The organism is uncultured Chitinibacter sp., assembly GCF_945957625.1.
GTDB lineage: Bacteria > Pseudomonadota > Gammaproteobacteria > Burkholderiales > Chitinibacteraceae > Chitinibacter > Chitinibacter tainanensis.
The window spans coordinates 203,656-222,562 of sequence record NZ_CAMFLP010000002.1 but is presented as its reverse complement, the minus strand read 5'-3'; the positions used below and the strand labels follow the sequence as shown (position 1 = coordinate 222,562).

At 58.4% G+C, this 18,907-nt stretch carries 11 protein-coding genes; 4 read left to right on the top strand and 7 right to left on the bottom strand.

Annotated features, from left to right (window positions below; translation table 11 throughout):
- Window positions 1-71: 71 nt before the first annotated feature.
- Window positions 72-1,376, bottom strand: coding sequence for a GGDEF domain-containing protein (locus QV747_RS04860; protein ID WP_273429357.1), 1,305 nt, complete (start codon window positions 1,374-1,376; stop codon window positions 72-74).
- A gap of 158 nt (window positions 1,377-1,534) precedes the next feature.
- Between QV747_RS04860 and aceK the strand changes: the two genes are divergently transcribed.
- Together aceK and QV747_RS04850 are read left to right on the top strand one after the other, a co-directional pair.
- Window positions 1,535-3,292, top strand: a complete 1,758-nt coding sequence (aceK, locus tag QV747_RS04855; RefSeq protein WP_273429359.1) for a bifunctional isocitrate dehydrogenase kinase/phosphatase — start codon at window positions 1,535-1,537, stop codon at window positions 3,290-3,292.
- Between the two features lie 226 nt (window positions 3,293-3,518).
- Complete coding sequence (locus QV747_RS04850; protein ID WP_273429360.1) at window positions 3,519-5,180, top strand: LTA synthase family protein; 1,662 nt, start codon at window positions 3,519-3,521, stop codon at window positions 5,178-5,180.
- A 233-nt stretch (window positions 5,181-5,413) separates the two neighbouring features.
- Here QV747_RS04850 and QV747_RS04845 read toward each other — a convergent pair whose 3' ends face one another.
- Genes QV747_RS04845 through QV747_RS04835 form a run of 3 tightly spaced genes read right to left on the bottom strand, consistent with a single transcriptional unit; the run spans window position 5,414 to window position 7,907 of the window.
- Window positions 5,414-6,343, bottom strand: coding sequence for a Dyp-type peroxidase (locus QV747_RS04845; protein ID WP_028450579.1), 930 nt, complete (start codon window positions 6,341-6,343; stop codon window positions 5,414-5,416).
- Window positions 6,340-6,936: a YqiA/YcfP family alpha/beta fold hydrolase gene (locus tag QV747_RS04840; protein ID WP_273429362.1), complete on the bottom strand. Its 597-nt coding sequence runs from the start codon at window positions 6,934-6,936 to the stop codon at window positions 6,340-6,342. Before QV747_RS04840 ends, QV747_RS04845 begins: the two co-directional genes overlap by 4 nt.
- Window positions 6,933-7,907 carry a quinone oxidoreductase gene (locus QV747_RS04835; RefSeq protein WP_273429363.1) on the bottom strand — a complete coding sequence of 325 codons (975 nt, stop codon included), beginning with the start codon at window positions 7,905-7,907 and terminating at the stop codon, window positions 6,933-6,935. Before QV747_RS04835 ends, QV747_RS04840 begins: the two co-directional genes overlap by 4 nt.
- A 200-nt stretch (window positions 7,908-8,107) precedes the next feature.
- On the opposite strand from QV747_RS04835, the gene pta reads away from it, so the two are divergent.
- Entirely contained in the window at window positions 8,108-10,156 is a 2,049-nt protein-coding gene (gene pta / locus QV747_RS04830; RefSeq protein WP_028450576.1) for a phosphate acetyltransferase, read from the top strand.
- A gap of 108 nt (window positions 10,157-10,264) precedes the next feature.
- Here the strand turns inward: pta and QV747_RS04825 are convergent, their stop codons facing one another.
- The 3 genes from QV747_RS04825 to QV747_RS04815 form a co-directional block, all read right to left on the bottom strand.
- Window positions 10,265-12,550 (bottom strand): DUF3141 domain-containing protein, encoded by a 2,286-nt coding sequence (locus tag QV747_RS04825; RefSeq protein WP_273429366.1) that lies wholly within the window; start codon window positions 12,548-12,550, stop codon window positions 10,265-10,267.
- A 125-nt stretch (window positions 12,551-12,675) separates the two neighbouring features.
- Window positions 12,676-13,035, bottom strand: a complete 360-nt coding sequence (locus QV747_RS04820; protein ID WP_273429368.1) for a hypothetical protein — start codon at window positions 13,033-13,035, stop codon at window positions 12,676-12,678.
- Between the two features lie 151 nt (window positions 13,036-13,186).
- Complete coding sequence (locus QV747_RS04815) at window positions 13,187-14,818, bottom strand: methyl-accepting chemotaxis protein (protein ID WP_273429369.1); 1,632 nt, start codon at window positions 14,816-14,818, stop codon at window positions 13,187-13,189.
- A 254-nt stretch (window positions 14,819-15,072) separates the two neighbouring features.
- On the opposite strand from QV747_RS04815, the gene metH reads away from it, so the two are divergent.
- Entirely contained in the window at window positions 15,073-18,807 is a 3,735-nt protein-coding gene (gene metH / locus QV747_RS04810; protein WP_273429371.1) for a methionine synthase, read from the top strand.
- Window positions 18,808-18,907: the final 100 nt, after the last annotated feature.

The window sequence follows — 18,907 nt, the reverse complement described above, 5'->3', positions numbered from 1 at the left end:
GGTTGGTGGTTATTCAACACGGGGCATATTGTAGGGCTTTGCCACCGGCTTGGGGGGAAAACCGCCGCCGCTCAGTCGGCGCTTTGGCTGTGTTCGCCGGTTTCCACCCGATTGCGCCCACCTTGTTTGGCGCGATACAGCGCGGCATCGGCTCGCTCCAATGCGCGGGCAAAACCATCTTCGCCAATCACCGTTACCCCAAAACTGGCCGTGAGGGCGATAGCCTTGGGCCAGCGGGTTTCTTCCACGGTTTGGCGCAGGTTTTCGGCGATTTGCTGGGCGTGCTCGAGTCGGGCGTTAGGCAGAAACAGCACGAATTCCTCGCCGCCCCAGCGCACCACATAGTCGCCATGTCGCACATGGGTGCTGAGCAGGCGGGCAAATTTCACCAGCACCTCATCGCCCACCCCGTGGCCATAGGTGTCGTTCACCGCTTTGAAATGATCGATATCGCAAATAATCATCGCCAGTGGCGAGAAATCAGTGGCATTGGCCATTTCGCGGGCAATGTCGTTGCGGATGCCAGAGCGATTGCGCACTTGGGTCAGTGGGTCGATCTTGGCCTGATCGGCAATGCGTTTTTTCTCGGCCTGCAGTGACTCATTGGCCATGACCAGCTGCGACGCTTCCTGGCGAATGACATTCAGGCGCAGGTGCAGTTTATAGAGCAGATTAATACTCACCCCCAGCGCCATCAGCCCCCACAGCGAAAGGATAAAAATCAGCATGTGTTCAAGGCTAACCCATTTGCCTTCAAACACAATCTGGTGCACATCAATCTGATGATGGCCAGCTTCGCGCTCGCCCCCGGTAGAGATAATCAGCAAGGGCACATTGCGTAAATCCACACCGAAATGCTCAAGCGGGATATTGCGGTCGGCCAGCCACCATGAGGCGACATTGAAGTTTTTCAGCGGTACGGTCTGTTCAATCCCATCGGGCACGATGAACTGGATTTCGTTGAGCTTCCAGGTGGTGCTTTCTTGCGGGTTGCTGTAGTCGGGGTTGTAGTTACGTAAAAAGAAGCGCACCCGATGTTTGCCCGGGCCTTTGTAGCTGAATTTCAGCCGCACGCTATCGTAATTGGTGAGGTCTAAGCCATGGGGTACTTTGCCTAGCGTGATGCCGAGCTCGCAAAATGGCCATTCATATTTATCCGCAAGCTCGCAATCGAGGCGCAGGGCATCGGGAGTGCGGATCAGCTGTGCCTGAGAGAGGCCGCCATTGATGCGATCATCCGCTACGCTGACGGGAAATGGCGTGCGCACATCGATCAGCAAGACTTTATTCATGCCCAGTTGTTGCCACAGCAGCAAAACGAGGCTGAGCACGGTCAGGCCAATGATTAGCCCGGCAAGGTTGAAGGTGCGCTGCATGTGTTTCTCCAGAGCAGACTGCTTTCATCGTGGGCGTTGGCCGGGCAGAAAGCAAGGCGCGGCCGGCAAAAACCGCTGGCAATTTTGCTATTGCTTTGCAGCATTTTGGCCGGGCTTACCTACACTGAAGCGAGAGACCAAACTGTGGAGCTACGCTGATGAACGCCCCTGCTGAATTTGCCGATGAACTGGAGCTGGGCCATGCGATTGCGCGGGCGATTCTGGCTGGCTTTGATCACCACTATCGGGTCTTTCGCGAAGCCAGCCGTGCGGCGCAGGCACATTTTGAGGCTGGCGATATTCATGCCCAGCAAACCCTCGTGCGTGAGCGGATTGCTTTTTACGATTTGCGGGTGCAAGAGTGTGTGCAGCAGCTCAAACAGAGTTTTAATGCTGAATCCTTGCCCGATAGTGTGTGGCAGCGGGTGAAGCAGCAATATATCGGCTTACTAGTCAACCACCAGCAAATGGAGTTGGCCGAGACGTTTTTTAACTCGGTGTGCTGCCGCATCTTGCATCGCACTTATTTTCACAACGATTTTATCTTTTACCGTCCGGCGGTCTCTACCGAATACATCGAGGCCGATGGCCCCGCGTTTCGCACTTACTACCCGAATGAAGCGGGCCTAGCTGCCACTATTCGGGCCATTTTGGCGGATTTCGGCTTTCGCCTGCCCTTTGCGCATCTTGAGCGGGATGTGCGGCAAATCATGTGTGCGCTGCGGCGCCATCTGGGCAAAGCGCCCAAGGCCAAATTCAATAGCTATATTCAGGTGCTGGCTTCGCCGTTTTATCGCAATAAGGCGGCCTATTTACTGGGGCAGGCCAATTATGGCCGCAAAAAAATCCCATTCGCGCTGCCGATTTGTCGGCGCGAGGATGGCCATCTGTATGTAGATGCCGCGCTATTTCGTGGTGAACAAATCCGCCATCTGTTTTCGCTTTCGCGGGCGTATTTTCTGGTCGATATGGCTGCGCCATCGGCGTATGTGCAGTTTTTGCATGACATGCTGCCCAATAAGCCACGCGCTGAGCTGTATATGATGCTGGGGCTGGGGAAGCAGGGCAAAACCATGTTTTACCGCGAGCTATTTCATCATTTGCGCCACTCCAGCGATCAATTTGTGTTTGCGCCGGGTACCAAGGGCATGGTGATGAGCGTGTTTACGCTGCCGTCGTTTCCCTATGTGTTTAAGGTGATTAAAGACGTGTTTGCCCCACCGAAAGAAGTGGATCACGCCACGGTGCGGGCGAAGTATTTACTGGTGAAGCAGCATGATCGGGTGGGGCGGATGGCCGATTCGCTCGAGTTTTCGAATGTCGCGCTGCCCAAAGCGCGCTTCGCCCCCGAGGTACTGGCCGAGCTGCGCGAGCTGGCGCCGACCGCGATTGAGGAAGAGGGCGATGAAGTGGTGATCCGGCATTTATTTATCGAATGCCGGATGAAACCGCTGAATTTATATATCCAGCATCGCGAAGGCGCGGCGGTGGAGGCGGTGATTCGCGATTATGGCAATGCGCTGCGCGAGCTGGCGATTGCCAATATTTTCCCCGGCGATATGTTGTTTAAAAACTTTGGGGTCACGCACGCCGGCCGGGTGGTGTTTTACGATTACGACGAAATCGAATACATGACCGACTGCGATTTTCGCCGGATTCCGCCGCCGCCCTCGCCCGAATTTGAGCTCAGTGGTGATACCTGGTTTAGCGGCAATAAAAACGAGGTATACCCCGAGGAATTTGGCAATTTCCTGCTCACTCGCGCCGATGTGCGCGCCGCTTTTGAGCGTTACCACGCCGATTTGCTGACGCCGCAGTTCTGGCAAGGCTGTAAGGCGCGGATCAAAGCCGGGCAAATCGAAGACTTTTTCCCCTATCCTGAGGCATTGCGTTTTCGCCCGCCGCGCCGGGCCTAACCGTTGGTCTGTAGTGTAAATGTCTCACTGCGAGGGGCGCGTAATTCGGTCATAATATTCTGCTAGGCATCGCCAAGAGCGGGCGCGGATTCGCACCGCTGGCTGGCAAGTGCCTGAATCAATGGCTGAAAATTTCTGTGTATTTAGTCTGTGTGCTGCGCTGACACAGACCTCATGCCTGGCTGGTGCCGGGCATTCTTGTTTATATGGTGTGATGGTTTTGCGTTTGAAGTGGCCTGCTATTTCTCATCCCTGGCTTAAATCGGCCCTGCTGTTGGCCGCCGTGTGCGTGCTGCTGCTGGCAGGGCGGTATTTTATTGATCGCCAGTGGGATGTGCCGCGACTGGGGTTTTCCGCGCTGCTGTTTTTCTTTTTTGCGATTTTCCTCAATCGCTGGTGCGCCGCTTGGGCGGCGCTGAGCCTCGAAGGCCTGCTGTGGAATGTGAGCTATGTCAAAACCAAGGCCACTGGCGAGCCTTTGCTCGGGCGCGATCTCCTCGAGGTGGGCCAAGGGCTGGCACTCACTGCCTATATCGATTGGGACATCATCGGTTTTGCCGTCGGCCTCGTGGCGGCGGTGAGCTTAGGGCTGTGGTATCGACCGAGTTTTCGTAAGCGCCGTTTACTACCTGGGCTGGTGCTGTGTGGCATTGTGGGTTGTCAGTTCGATACGTCGGGTAGGTATGCGCTGGAAACGCAGCGCTGGCTTGGTAAAACGCTAGATACCCGCTATGTTTTTTATAACTTTCGCGAAAATGTGAAACAAAACGGCATTCTGGCGCATCTGGTGTTAAGCGCAGAAAGCATGCATGTGCCCAAGCCCGGCCAGCATGATTTTTACAGTGTGCAGCTACCCCCGCTCGCGCAGCCGGCCAACCCGGATTTGGTGGTGGTGATGTGCGAGTCGTGTTACACCAGCCGGGATGACAAACTCCCCACCGCGCTGCAGCAGCTCACCCGGCGCGGTTTTGTGCATGCCCGCGCGATCAGCCCGGTGTATGGTGGCGGCACGGCCGATGCCGAATATGAGGCGCTGACCGGGCTTTCATCACTTTCCTTGCCGGGGATCGATTTTCAGAATTTCTCCTCGCGTTACAGCGAGCAAAGCGCCACGCTGGCCAGTGAGCTTGATAGCGCCGGCTACCTCACCACCGGGATGCACAATTATCACGGCAGTTTTTACAAGCGCGCCGAGGTGTATCCAAAATTTGGCTTTCAGCAAAGCCGCTTTATTGATCGCATGTACTGGGATCGCAAAGCCGGTTGGCCGCTGGATAAATCGATGTATGACGTCGCGCTGCAAAACTATCGCAGCGCCGCCCCCGAGCAAAAACAGTTTATGTTTCTGGTGACGGTATCGACCCATGGCCCGTTTATCCCCAATAACGACAGCGGCATTGGCCAGTATCAAACCCGGCTGGCGGCCGCGGTGCGCGATCTGGAAAACTTCGAGGCTGCCCTATTCAAACTGGCTAAGCAGCGGCAACGCCCGCTGGTGCTGGTGGTGTTTGGTGATCACAAGCCGGCGTTGAATGAAGAATTTGTCGCCCGCGGCATTTTGCCGCAAAGTATGTTCGAGCTGGATCAGAAGGGCGCGTTGGCGTTCAAAAACCAGCTCAGCGGGGCCGAGCAAAAACTACGCGGCGATGTGCCGCTGATGATCAAAGCCAATCGCCCCGAGTTGGCAGCTCAGCTGGCGGGCGAGCTGAACGACAAACCATTGTTTTGCCTGCCGGCCAGCTTATCGCGGCAAACTTCACCAACCAGCCCATTTTTTAATGCGGTGGCCGCGCGCTGCGAGCGCAACGAAGGTTTCTATGTGGAAGGCTTGTGGTGGCGGCATGTTTTCCCAGAAGCGCTGTATGCCGAGCGGCTATTCGCAAGCTAATCTTTGCCTGCGAATTGAAGGAATTAGGCAAGACCAGATGACAAACCCCACTCGCGAAGCGAGGCTCCCCTCAAGGAGGGGACGGGAGGGGTGGGAATAGAACATCAAGGCTGCAGATTCAAAGCCTTATTTCCTCAGGCTCGGCTTTGCCGAGACTTAAAGAATATTGCACTTGCACTGTGGCAGCAGCCTGAAGCGCGGTCTACACCGCGCTTTTTTGTTTTCGTCTGCCTTTATTCAGCCAGACTGCGCAGCTTTTCAATGCTGGGGGCAAAAAAAGCGGCGCCGGTCACGGCCCGGCTGAAATTCAGCAAATGATCGACTCGGCCATCGTCGGTGGGCGCCACCATGCGGGTCAGCATTTGCTCGAACACCGCCGGGGTTTTGCAATACGAGGTGAAGTACAGCCCCTTATCGCCACTGGGCGAGCCGTAGGGGAGGCTTTGCCGCAGAATCTGCAGCTCTTCGCCATTTTCCTCGATCACCACCCGGCTAATGTGCGCGGTGAGGGGGCGATCTTCATCGGGTAGCTCTTCATCGCTGTCTTTGGTGCGGCCGATGATGGCTTCTTGCTGTTTGACCGGCAGTTTGTTCCAGCTTTCCATCCGGTGCACATAGCGCTGGATATGCAAATAGCTGCCGCCGGCCCACTGCGCGTCTTCACTGCCCACCAGCGCCACGGCGGCTCGCTCGTCATCGGCCGGGTTTTCGGTGCCATCCACAAAGCCGGTAAGGTCGCGGCGATCGCGATAACGAAAGCCCTGCACCGTTTCAATGGCATCAAACCACTCGCCCAGCGCCTGGGTAAATTGGTCGGCCAGCTCAAACAGCACATCGTAGCGCTCGGCGCGCAGATGCAGCATCAAATCACACTGGGTAATCGGGGCCGGATGAATCGCGCCGGCAATGCGGGGAAAGGCGCGTAATTGGGCAGGTTTGCTGTTGGCGCCAAAAAATTCGGGCCATACTTCCGGGCCGATGCCGAGCGTGGCGTAGAGCTCGGCATCGGGGTTGGCTTGCGCCAGCTCCGCCACGCGGGATGGCCAGCTGGCCACGAGTTGCTTACACGCCTGATCCACGCGCCGACCCAAGCGGCGGTGAAACAGCATAAATAATCCATTGCTGGAAGCCGGTGGCAGAATGCCGGTTTGTGGCGTTGTCATTCTTCTGTATTCCCTTGTGCTGCTGCCGTGCCGTTGGCAAAGGCCCAGATTGCGGGCAGCCAGTCGGCATAGCCGATAAAGCCGTGATCGCCACCTGGCAGGATGGTTTGGCGGCATCCTTGGTAATAGTCCACCGCGTGCCGATAGTCCAATACCTCATCGCCGGTTTGGCTCAAGAGCCAGTAGCGCTGCGCTTGGCTGGGCCTTCTTTCGTAATGGCGTAATTCTAATGCAAACGAGGCGTCAATAATGTGAATTTCGCCGGTCTGGTAATTTTGCTGTGGCCCCAGATACTGCTCGATCAGTGTATAGGGCTGCACCGCGGGGTTGATCAGCACCGCCCGGCCGCCGTACTCCTCGATGGCCCAGGTGGCAAAAAAACCGCCCAGCGAGCTGCCAATCAGGCAAAAATCCCCGGCCAGCGGCGCCAATAGCTCGCGCAATTGGGCGATGGCCTGCTGTGGATTCATCGGCAGCTGTGGGCACAGATACTGCTCTGCCAAGCCCTGTGCTTGCATCCAGGCCTGCGTTTGTTGGGCTTTTTCCGACAGCGGGCTGGATAAAAAGCCGTGCAGATAAATCAGGGTGGTCATGGCAATAACACCGTGCCGCCGGTGGTGCGGCGGGCGGCCAAATCACGGTGCGCTTGGGCGGCGTCAGCCAAGGCATAACGCTGGCCGACGGTGGGCTGCACCAGACCGCTGAGCAGGGCCTGGAAATAATCATCCGCGCAGGCCACAAGTGCCGCCCGGCTGGCGGTGTAGTGGCCAAGCGTGGGGCGGGTGACAAAGAGCGAGCCTTTTTGCGCCAGCAGGCCCAGATTAAAACTCTCGACCGCGCCCGAGGCATTGCCAAAGCTGGCCAGGAGGCCGCGCGGGGCTAGGCAATCGAGTGAAGGCAGGAAAGTCGCCGCCCCCACGCCGTCATACACCACCGGCACGCCCGCGCCGGCAGTGAGCTCGCGTACAGCGGCTACCCAATCGGGCTGGGTGTAATCCAGCACTGCATCGCACCAGCCCTGCGCCAATTCGGCTTTGGCGGCGCCACCCACGGTACCCAAGACCCGCACGCCCAGCCCCTGCGCCCACTGGCACAAAATCTGCCCCACACCGCCCGCGGCCGCGTGCACCAAGATGGTCTGGCCTGCGCTGACCGGGTAGGTTTGTTTCAGCAAATACTGCGCCGTCATGCCGCGCAGTAGCGTGCCGGCGACCAGCTCATCAGGTATATCCCTAGGCACGTTGACCAGTTTGGCTTCTGGCATAATACGGTGCGTCGCATACGCGCCGGGTGTGCCCCCCGCATACGCAACCCGATCACCGGCTTGCAGAGTTTCGACCCCCGGCCCGACCGCCTCGACGATGCCGCAGGCTTCCAGCCCCAGCCCACTGGGCAGCGGTAGCGGATACAGGCCCGAGCGATGATAGGTATCAATGAAGTTCACCCCGATGGCGGTTTGCCGCAGTAGTACTTCTCCCTGGCCCGGTGCGGCCAGCTCGCGCTGCGTCAGTTGCAGCTGATTTTCATCGCCGTGTTGTTGAATCAAAATCTGGTCGCAAATCATCGGGTGTCCTCGTCGGGGCGCGTGAAGCGTCTATTGTGCCGTTCATCGGCGTCCCCTGCAGCATAAGGCTGGGGGTTTGACGAGGTGAATAGTGGCATTGCGGGCGCTTTTCGACTTTTATTAGAGCTATGTCATGATGCTATAGCTGCTGTTTGTTTATAGTGCGCACTTGTCTGCGTACGCCATTTGGAAAAGACACCATGCAAACCTTTTTTATTGCGCCAACCCGCCACAATGTCGGCCTGACCTCGGTGACCTTGGGTGTGGTTCGCTGCCTGCAAAACCAAAGCTTGAAAGTAGGGTTTGTTAAACCGGTTGCCCAGGATCAGGCTGCCAGCGATGTGGAGCGCTCTAGCCACTTTGCTCGCCGCATTTGTTCGCTGGAAGTGCCCGATGCCCTGAATGCCGCCTATGCCATCGAGCAAATTTCCATTGGCCAGACTGACGATCTGCTCGAAGAAATCGTCACCATGTGCATGAACGCCGCCAATGACGCCGATGTGCTGGTGGTGGAAGGCCTGCACCCGGATGGTGGCAACCCCTATACCAGCCAGCTCAATACCTCGATGGCGTTGGGTTTGCAGGCCACGGTGATTCTGGTCACCGATGCCAGCGCCAAACACGCCGCCGAAGAAGTCAAAGTCGCGGCGCGCCAGTTTGGTAACGAAGGCGTGCGCGTTGGTGGGGTGATCTTTAACAAAGCGCCGGTTGATTTTGATAGCGCGCAGATGCAAGCCCAGCTGGATGGTTTGCCGATCTGGGGCGTGATCGAATTTGATCCGCACCTGCTGGCGCCGCGTACGCTTGATGTGGCGCTGCATCTGGATGCCGAAATTCTGGTCAAGGGCGAGCTGACCAAGCGTCGCGTCACCGAAACCGTGGTGGCGGCCCGGGCCGTACCCGAAGTGATTCGCCGCCTGCAGCCGGGCGCGCTGATTGTGAGCTCAGGCGATCGCGATGACGTGATTCTGGCCACCGCGCTGGCCGCCAGCAATGGTGTGCAGCTGGCCGGGCTGGTGCTGACGCACAATACCGAAATCAACCACACCGTGCGCGATTTTGTGCATATGGCCTTTAATACCGGGATTCCGGTCTTGCGCACCGATGGCGATAGTTTCGGCACCGCGCTGGCCATCAGTAAAGTACCGACCGTGGTGCCGGCCGATGACAAAGATCGCATGACCCGGGTGATGAATGCCGTGGCCGAGCAACTGGATGTCGATGCACTGGTGGCCGGGGTGAATACCCTGGGGGTGCATCATCTGAGCCCGCCGGCTTTCCGTTATCAGCTGATCCAGAAAGCCCGCGCCGCCAACAAACGCATTGTGCTGCCTGAAGGCGAAGAGCCACGCACCATTTGCGCCGCGATCATTTGTGAAGAAAAAGGCATCGCGCGCTGCGTGCTGCTGGGTAAACGCGCCACGATCGAAGCAGTAGCGCAAACCCAGGGTGTGACCGTGCCGCCAACGTTGGAAATCCTCGATCCGGACGAAATTCGCCAGCGCTACGTGCCACCGATGGTTGAGCTGCGTAAGTCAAAAGGCTTGACCGAAATTCAGGCCCTGCGCCAGCTGGAAGATAATGTCGTGCTTGGCACCATGATGCTGGCGATTGATGAAGTGGATGGTCTGGTTTCGGGCGCGATCCACACCACCGCCAACACCATCCGTCCGGCGCTGCAGCTGATCAAAACCGCACCGGGCAATTCGATTGTGTCATCGGTGTTCTTTATGCTGATGCCCGAGCAAGTGCTGGTGTACGGCGATTGCGCGGTGAACCCGAACCCAACTGCCGAGCAACTGGCCGAAATCGCTGCGCAAAGTGCCTACTCGGCCAAAGCGTTTGGCATTGATCCGAAAGTAGCAATGATCAGTTATTCCACCGGCCAATCTGGCTCGGGCGCGGATGTGGATAAAGTGCGCGCGGCGACTGAAATCGCCAAAGCCCGCCACCCACAGCTCACTATCGATGGCCCGCTGCAATACGATGCGGCCTCGGTGCAGGAAGTGGGCCAGCAAAAAGCCCCAGGCTCGCTGGTGGCCGGTCAGGCGACGGTATTTGTGTTCCCGGATCTGAATACCGGCAATACCACCTACAAGGCCGTACAGCGTAGCGCCAACGTGGTGTCGGTGGGCCCAATGCTACAGGGCTTGCGCAAGCCGGTGAATGATCTGTCGCGCGGGGCCTTGGTGGATGACATCGTCTTCACCATCGCACTGACGGCGATTCAGGCGCAGGAAATGATCTAAGCGCCAAGGCGCCTAGCCAAATAAAACCGGGGTATTGCCTGCCGTGCATTGATATTCATGCACTGGCGGGCAATACCCCGGTTTGTTTTTGTGTGGCTAATTCACCAATCAGGCGGCATCTACCGTGATGGCATCATCGGTTTTGCCACGGCGACGGGTGGGCAGCAGGGTTTTGCGCAGGGCGCTCAGCCGCTCGCTCAGGGCCAGATCGGCCGCATGCTCTTTGGCCAAGGCCTGATACAGCTTAAACGCCCGCTCTAGCGCCGCTTTGCTGCCAAACAGCGTTGGCAGCGTGTCGATGGCGGCTTCCCGCCAGTGCCAAAGCAGTAGGCTTTGCTGGTGAATCAGCGTGGCCAGCGTATCGTCATCCAACTCCGCCAGTGGGGTGTGCGTGCGCAGCCAGCTCACGCTCAGCTGCCGTTGCTGCACATCGATCTGCTCGCCCTGCAGCAACAGCCCCAGCCGGATCAGGCCGGTATTGGCATCCCCCGCTTGCAGCTGTTCTTGCAAATCCAGCGGCGTGGGTGACTCTGACGCCGGCGCTGTGGCTGGGCTCGGGGCTGTCGCTGCTGATTCGGCAGTGGGTAGCTGCCCGGCTTGCTGATGTTCCTGCCCCACCCCCAGCAGGGTGAGTGTGCCGTAGCCGAGCAAAAAGGCAGTTTCGGTTTGAATATCGCGTAGCGCACCCAGCCAATCCAGCCCGGCGGCCAGCTGCTGCACGCTTTGGCGTTCTAGCGCCCGCCATGGCAGCGTCTCGGTCGGCGCTTGGCGCTGCTGGCGCACTTGCTCGGCCCAGATGCTATTGGCCAGCGCCAGCGGGTTGAGGCTGCTCCACGCCCAGCGCTGCAGGCGCAGCGGGTGATATAAGCGCCCCAGCGTGGCGGTGAGATCATTGCTGCAGGCTTGCACCCACGGGCGCAGCCATTGCTCATAGGCGGCCATATTGGCGGCAGAGACGCTCTCTACCGCGGCAAAGGCCAGCTCATCGCGGCGGTCAAAGCGCTGGTGCGCATGCAGCGACTCAACCGGATGTTCCTGCAGTTGTGCGCGCCAGCCGCCATCGGCGTCCGCTTCGATCTGCAGCGCATACAGGCCCGGTGGCAGCGTTTCGATGATGGTCATCAGCTCGACAATCTGCGCGTGCTCTTTGCTGGCCACGCCGGCGCTGACAAAAATCCCCAAATGCCCAATCGACTCATGCACCAGCCCCACCACCACTTGCCCAGCGGCTTTCAGCGCATCGGTGCTCGGGTAAAGATCCAGTATCCAGTTAAAAGCTTGCTGCGGCGGGGTGATGTTGTCGCCCAGCGAGGCAAAAATCACCACCGGCGCATGCACCGCGGTGAGGTCATACGCGCCGCTGGCGGCTTGCGCTTTACCCTCGACCAGATCATTGCCAATAAACAGGTGATCGACAATCCAGCGGATTTCCGCCGCATTCATCAGGTAATTGGCGCCCCACCAGCGCTCGAAATCCAGAAAGCGCGGCGCCTCGGTATCGATCTGGTCATACAGGTGGTAATGCTTGCTCACCAGCGTATTGCCCAGATCCAGATTTTCAAAATTACTGACCAGATGCGCGCCATCAAAGAGGCCGTTACCCAGATCGGCGGCCAGCAGCGCCAGCCAGCTACCGCCCAGCATGCCGCCGGCGTAGCGCATCGGGTTGTTATCGTTGCCGGCCCAATACGACACCGGCGCACCATTGGCCACCACCGCGCCGACCAGCTCAGGCGAGCTGGCCGCTACCAGCAGCGCCGCCCAGCCGCCTTGGCAGTTACCGATCAGCACCGGTTTGGGGGCATCAGGGTGGCTCTGGCGCACATAGCGCAAAAATTCGGTTTCGGCCGAGGTGACATCGGCCAAGGTCTGGCCGGGCTCGGGGATCGGGAAGAAAATCACCGCATATACCGGATGGCCGGCCTGCAGCGCCACGCCGATTTCCGATTCGGCTTTAAAGCCGCCAATCCCGGGGCCATGGCCGGCACGCGGGTCGATCACCACATAGGGGCGGCTGGCCGGGTTGACGGTGACGACGGCCGGCGGGGTAATGCGCACCAGCGCGTAATTCACCGGCTGGGCGAAAGTGCGGGCATCCACCACCAGCTCGTAGGCAAATTTCAGTACCGGTGGCTTGCCGGCGGCTTCGTGCTGCAAAAATTGATCACCGCGTTCGCGCAGGGTATCCCAGTACAGTGCTTGTCGCTCAAGACTATCCTGCCAATACACTGCCCCGGTATTGAGCCAGCTGGCCAGCGGGTAATCACGCAGCGGCGGGGGCAGCAGCTTGGGCAATTGGGTTTCGCAGGCGCGGCGCAGATTCTGCTGGGCCAGTGCGAACACTTTCTCGTTCAGGCGCCACCAGAGCGCCGTTTTTTCCTGTGAAACCAGCATCTTGCACCTCATTCGGGGGTGGGAATGGCGATTGTTTCACGGTTGTATGAAAAATTGGCGACAGCCATGTGTAGGCTAAAAGTAGGGCTGGCCGCCGGCGGCATGCGTGTGGCGTGGGGTGTGGTTTACGCGCTAACGCTCAGCTGGCTAGGGGCGGCTAGCTCGGGCTGATAGGTTTGCTGCAGCCAATGGCGCTGCTGCTGGGCGCTGAGTGTACTCTGACGGCTAAGCGGCGCTTGCCCGCTCGATTGCAGATAAATATCCACCAGCCGGTTCACATGGTCGGCCTTGGCCAGCTCCAGCAACACCGGCTTGGTGGCGCTGGGAAGCTCGGGCTTGCTTAGCGTCGGTAGGTCGGGGCTGCTGCTGTACAGGTCTTCCTGCCACAGGCTATGCGCCTCGCTTTGCGTGGTGGTGGGTAGGCCGCTGCTCATGCTGCGCGGCTGGATGGTGCTGTAAGTCGGGGTGAGAGAGCGGATTTGCATCGGCGTCACCTTTCAGTTGTGGATACTGAAATGCTAACGCGCCGCTGGTGGCCAGCGCTGCGTACTTTGCCGCGCTGGATTTGGTAATTTTCAACGGAACCAAGTACTTGGCGCAGTTTTTGCCTGCGCCAAGTGCTGCGGTGCGGGGCGCTTAGTGCAAGCGGAATTGCCCCACCGTGGTATTAAGCTCCGTAGCCAGGCGCGATAATTCCTGCGCGGTGCTGGCCAGCTGCTGCACGGTCTGGCCGTTTTCTTCGGCCATCTGGGCGACTTGCTCCATCCGGCTGGCCAGATCCTGGCCGGCCAGTTTTTGCTCGTTCAGCGAATGGCTAATCTGGTTCACCGCGGCCACCACGGCGCCCGCGTTGCCCTCGATTTCTTCCATGGCCAGCGCGGCCGAATCGGCGCTGAGTGCGGCTTCATCCACACTGTGCACGCTTTCATTCATCCACTGGTTCACCGTGGCGCTGCCATTTTGAATGCGGGTAATCATCTCGCTGATTTCATGCGCCGAATGCGTGGTGCGCTCGGCCAGCTTGCGCACTTCATCGGCTACCACGGCAAAGCCACGGCCGGTTTCGCCGGCGCGGGCCGCTTCAATCGCGGCATTCAGGGCCAGCAGATTGGTTTGGTCGGCCACTTCACGAATAATCGTCGCCATCTTGCCGATTTCGCTCACATCTTGCTCCAGCGCCGACATCTGGCTGGCCGACTGGCTGACATCACTGCCCACCGCGCTCATTTGTTTCGAGGCTTTCACCACAAATTTGCCCCCCAGCTGCGCCGTTTCGCCGGCGTTTTGCGCTTGTTGCGAAGCTTCGCTGGCGCTATCGGCCACCAGATGAATACTCACGGTCAGCTCTTCCAGCGTGGCGGCTGCTCCGGTGGTTGAGGCCGATTGCTGCTGTGCACTCACAGCCACTTGCTGAGATGAGCTGGCCAAGAGATGCGCCGCGCCGCTGACGGCCTGGGCATGGCGCTGAATTTGCTGCGCCATGGTTTGCAGATTGCCGCGCATGGTGTGCAGCGCCTGCAAGAGGCGGGCCGGTTCGTCATCCCCGTCGATATTTTGGGCAGGGCCTGCGCGCAAATCGCCGGCGGCAATGCGCTCGGCTTCGCTCAGCGCCTGGGCAATCGGGCGGGTAATCGCGTGGGCAATCAGCAGCGAGGCGGCCAGGCCCAGCGCCGCGGCAATCCCGCCGCTAATCAGCATCAGCCAAAAGAGCTGGTCGATGCTGTCGGTGGTGGCTTGGCCGGCGGCGTTCATTTTGCTTTTTTGCGAGGCCAGCATGGCATCCACTTTTTGCTGGAACAGCTGATAGGCCGGATCGTATTGCGTGCGCAGATATTGCATCGCCTCGGCATCCTGATTGGCGCGAATCAGGCTAAACAGCGCCTCGTAATGCTGGGCCAGTGGCGCGCGTGCGGCGTTAATCTCGCTCAGTACCGCCTTGCTCTCGGCGCTTTCAGTGTGGGTTTCTAAATATTGCAGCGCCGAGGTCGAGCTTTGGCGCAATTCGCCAATCCGGCTTAGGCCCTGTTCGATTTCGCGGCCTTCGTTATCGATGATGGCTTCGCGCAGCAGCATGCCAATTGCCAGCGTATTGGCGGTAATCAGTTGCTGTTGCTCGATTTTGGGATAGCGATCTTGCAGCAGCTCTTCGACCTTGCTGCGATTAAACGAGAGCTGATACAGGGTGAACAGAATTTGCCCAGTCATTAACAGCAGCAAAGTGCCGCTGAGCATAAAAAGTTTGTTACGGGTGGACAGACGGGATAACACGGTGGATTCCTCTTGTTATTGTGCTTTGTGTCAGCTTTATGACAAAAGCGTGAGTCTACGACAGGCCGGATCATTTGGGGTTCATGGTTTCCTAATTTTCTATCTGCGACCTTGTGGTAAATCAGTTGGGCGCATCTTGCGGCGGGGGCGCCGATCGGCGGCCGGCGCACAGGCGCTAGGGGGCGTAGCTTACGCAGCTTGGCCGTGCTCATGGTAAACTAGCCGATTGATTTTTTTACTGATTGACAAGCCCCATGACGCGTGCCGAACACCTGAAAAAACTGCTAGCCGAAAAAATACTGATGCTCGACGGCGGCATGGGGACGATGATTCAGCAATACAAGCTCACCGAGGCGCAATATCGCGGTGAGCGCTTTGCCGATTGGCATACCGACGTCAAAGGCAATAACGATTTGCTGGTGCTGACGCAGCCGCAGATCATCAGCGAAATCCACCAGCAATACCTTGATGCTGGTGCCGACATCATCGAAACCAATAGCTTTAACGCCACCTCGATGGCGATGGCCGATTACGAGATGGAAGGCCTGGTGTGGGAGATCAACCACGCCGCCGCCAAATTGGTGAAAGACCTGTGCGTGGCGCAAACGGCCAAAGACCCAAGCAAACCGCGCTTCTGTGCCGGTATTCTTGGTCCCACCAGCCGCACGGCGTCGATCAGCCCGGATGTAAACGACCCCGGCTACCGTAACGTAACGTTTGACGCGCTGGTCGAGGCTTACCTCGAATCGATCGACGGCCTCGTGAAAGGCGGCGCCGATATTCTGATGGTCGAGACGATTTTCGACACGCTGAACGCCAAAGCGGCTGTGTTTGCGATCAAGAAATACTTTGCCGATCGCCCCGAGCTCGAAGAGCTGCCGATCATGATTTCCGGCACGATCACCGATCAATCGGGCCGTACGCTGACCGGTCAAACCACCGAGGCGTTCTACAACTCGCTGCACCACGCCGATGCCGTGTCGTTCGGCCTGAACTGTGCGCTGGGCCCTGATCTGCTGCGCCCGTATGTGGAAGAAATGAGCCGCATTTCCGACACCTATGTGTCGGTACACGCCAACGCCGGCTTGCCGAACCCACTGGCGCCGACTGGCTATGATTTGCTGCCTGAAGATATGGCGCCGCAAGTGCGCGAATGGGCGGCCTCGGGCTTGGTGAATATCATCGGTGGCTGTTGCGGTACCACGCCGGCGCATATCAAGGCGATTTACGAAGCCGTAAAAGATTTGCCACCGCGCAAGCTGCCAGAAATCGAGCCAAAATGCCGCCTGTCTGGCCTAGAGCCCTTCAACATCGGTGATAAAGATCTATTCGTGAATGTTGGTGAGCGTACCAACGTCACCGGCTCCAAAGCCTTTGCCCGCCTGATCTTGGCTGGCGATTATCCGGCCGCGCTGGAGGTCGCCCGCCAGCAGGTGGAAAACGGTGCTCAGATCATCGACATCAATATGGATGAGGGGATGCTCGATGCCCATCAGGCGATGGTCACCTTCCTGAACCTGATCGCCGCCGAGCCCGACATCAGCCGCGTGCCGATCATGATCGACTCATCGAAATGGGACGTGATCGAAGCGGGCCTGAAATGCGTGCAGGGCAAGTGCATCGTGAACTCGATCTCGATGAAAGAGGGTGTGGAAGCATTCAAACACCACGCGCGCTTGCTGAAAATGTACGGCGCTGCGGTGATCGTGATGGCCTTCGACGAAGTCGGTCAGGCCGATACCTACGCGCGTAAAGTCGAGATTTGCGAAAAATCCTACCGCATCCTCGTTGACGAAATCGGCTTTAACCCGGCCGACATTATTTTCGACCCGAATATTTTCGCCGTCGCCACCGGGATTGAAGAGCACGCCCGTTATGGCCTCGACTTTATCGAAGCCACCGGCTGGATCAAGCAAAACCTGCCGCACGCCAAAATCAGTGGTGGCGTGTCGAACGTGTCGTTTAGTTTCCGCGGCAATAATAAGGTGCGCGAAGCGATCCACGCCGTGTTCCTCTACCACGCGATTCAGCGCGGCATGACGATGGGTATTGTGAACGCCGGTGCGCTGGAAAACTACGACGAAGTGCCGCTGGAATTGCGCAACGCCATCGAGCGCGTGGTGCTGATGGACGGTGCCGACCCAATGGCCGACACCGACGCGCTGATCGCGCTGGCCGAATCATTCCGTGGCGATGCGGCGCAAAAATCGGGTGAAGACCTCAGCTGGCGCACACTGCCGCTGCAAGAGCGGATTACGCATTCACTGGTGAAGGGCATTACCACCTACATCGTTGAAGACACCGAAGAAGCGCGCCAAAGCGTCGAGCGCCCGATCCACGTGATCGAAGGCCACTTGATGAACGGCATGAACGTCGTCGGCGATTTGTTTGGCGCGGGCAAGATGTTCCTGCCGCAGGTGGTGAAATCCGCCCGCGTGATGAAAGCCGCCGTGGCGCATCTGGAGCCATTTATCGAAGCCGAAAAAATCGCCATGGGTCTGGCCGACGCGCCGGCCAAGGGCAAGATCATTATGGCGACGGTGAAGGGCGACGTGCACGACATCGGTAAAAACATCGTCGGCGTCGTGCTGCGCTGTAATAACTATCAGGTGTTTGATCTGGGCGTGATGGTGCCGTGCCAGACGATTCTGGATAAAGCCCGCGAAGTCGGCGCCGACATCATTGGCCTTTCCGGCCTGATTACCCCATCGCTGGAAGAAATGGCGCACGTCGCCAAAGAAATGCAGCGCCAGGGCTTTGATATTCCGCTGTTGATCGGCGGCGCAACGACGTCGAAAGTGCATACCGCGGTGAAGATCGAGCCGCACTACCAAAACGGCCAAGTGATCTACGTGGCCGACGCCAGCCGCGCTGTCGGCGTGTGCTCGAATCTGCTGTCGGATGATCTGAAAGCGCCATTCGTGGCTGAAGTAAAAGCCGAATACGCCAAAGCGCGCGAGCTATTTGAAAACAAAGATCGCACCAAGCTGATCAGCATTGATGAAGCCCGCGAATACAAATTCAAACAAGATTGGGCAGGGTATACGCCAGTAGTGCCTAGCTTTACTGGCGTGCGCGAATATACCCAGTATGATCTGAGCGAATTGGTACCCTATATCGACTGGACGCCGTTCTTCCAAAGCTGGGAGCTGTATGGCCGCTATCCAGCGATTTTGAACGACGAAGTCGTCGGCGAAGCCGCGCGCCCGCTGTTTGAAGACGCGCAAAAAATGCTCAAGCAAATCGTCGAAGAAAAATGGCTGTCCGCCGCCGGCGTGATCGGCTTCTTCCCCGCCAATGCGGTGAACCACGACGACATCGAAATCCGCGACCCAGCCACCGGCGAAACCGCCATGCTGTGGCACAACCTGCGCCAGCAATTGCCGAAGGCCAAAACCGACGAGCGCAACGCGGCCGATGTGAAGCCCAACTGGTGTCTGGCCGACTTTGTCGTGCCGAAAGAGACGGGCATCACTGATTACATCGGCGCCTTTGCCGTCACCGCCGGCATCGGTATTGATGAGCACGTGAAACGCTTTGAAGACGCCAACGACGACTACAGCGCCATCCTGCTCAAATCGCTGGCCGATCGCCTCGCCGAAGCCTTCGCCGAGCACATGCACGCCCGCGTGCGCACCGAGCTATGGGGCTACGCGGCGGGCGAGCAGCTGGATAACGAAGCGCTGATCGACGAAAAATACACCGGCATCCGCCCCGCCCCCGGCTATCCAGCCTGCCCGGATCACACCAGCAAGGTGGAGCTATTCAAACTGCTAAACGCGCCGAACATCGGCATGACGCTCACCGAAGGCTACGCCATGCTGCCCACCGCAGCAGTCAGCGGCTTCTACCTCGCGCACCCCGAGTCACGCTACTTTGGCGTGGGCAAAATCACCAAAGATCAGGTGGAGGATTATGCGCAGCGGCGTGGGGTGTCGGTCGCTCAAGCGGAACGCGATTTGGCGCCGAACTTGGGGTATGTGGCGTGAGGTCTTGTTGGATGATGGCTGGGTAGCAATACATATGAAAAAGCCCCGCGGATGCGGGGCTTTTTATTGAATCTGTCAGTTTTATGTGTTGTTTAATACA

Bases quoted from the DNA above. Each gene is read 5' to 3' on its own strand.
- QV747_RS04860 (WP_273429357.1), bottom strand. From the start codon at position 1,376: ATGCAGCGCACCTTCAACCTTGCCGGGCTAATCATTGGCCTGACCGTG.
- aceK (WP_273429359.1), top strand. From the start codon at position 1,535: ATGAACGCCCCTGCTGAATTTGCCGATGAACTGGAGCTGGGCCATGCG.
- QV747_RS04845 (WP_028450579.1), bottom strand. From the start codon at position 6,343: ATGACAACGCCACAAACCGGCATTCTGCCACCGGCTTCCAGCAATGGA.
- QV747_RS04840 (WP_273429362.1), bottom strand. From the start codon at position 6,936: ATGACCACCCTGATTTATCTGCACGGCTTTTTATCCAGCCCGCTGTCG.
- QV747_RS04835 (WP_273429363.1), bottom strand. From the start codon at position 7,907: ATGATTTGCGACCAGATTTTGATTCAACAACACGGCGATGAAAATCAG.
- pta (WP_028450576.1), top strand. From the start codon at position 8,108: ATGCAAACCTTTTTTATTGCGCCAACCCGCCACAATGTCGGCCTGACC.
- QV747_RS04825 (WP_273429366.1), bottom strand. From the start codon at position 12,550: ATGCTGGTTTCACAGGAAAAAACGGCGCTCTGGTGGCGCCTGAACGAG.
- QV747_RS04820 (WP_273429368.1), bottom strand. From the start codon at position 13,035: ATGCAAATCCGCTCTCTCACCCCGACTTACAGCACCATCCAGCCGCGC.
- metH (WP_273429371.1), top strand. From the start codon at position 15,073: ATGACGCGTGCCGAACACCTGAAAAAACTGCTAGCCGAAAAAATACTG.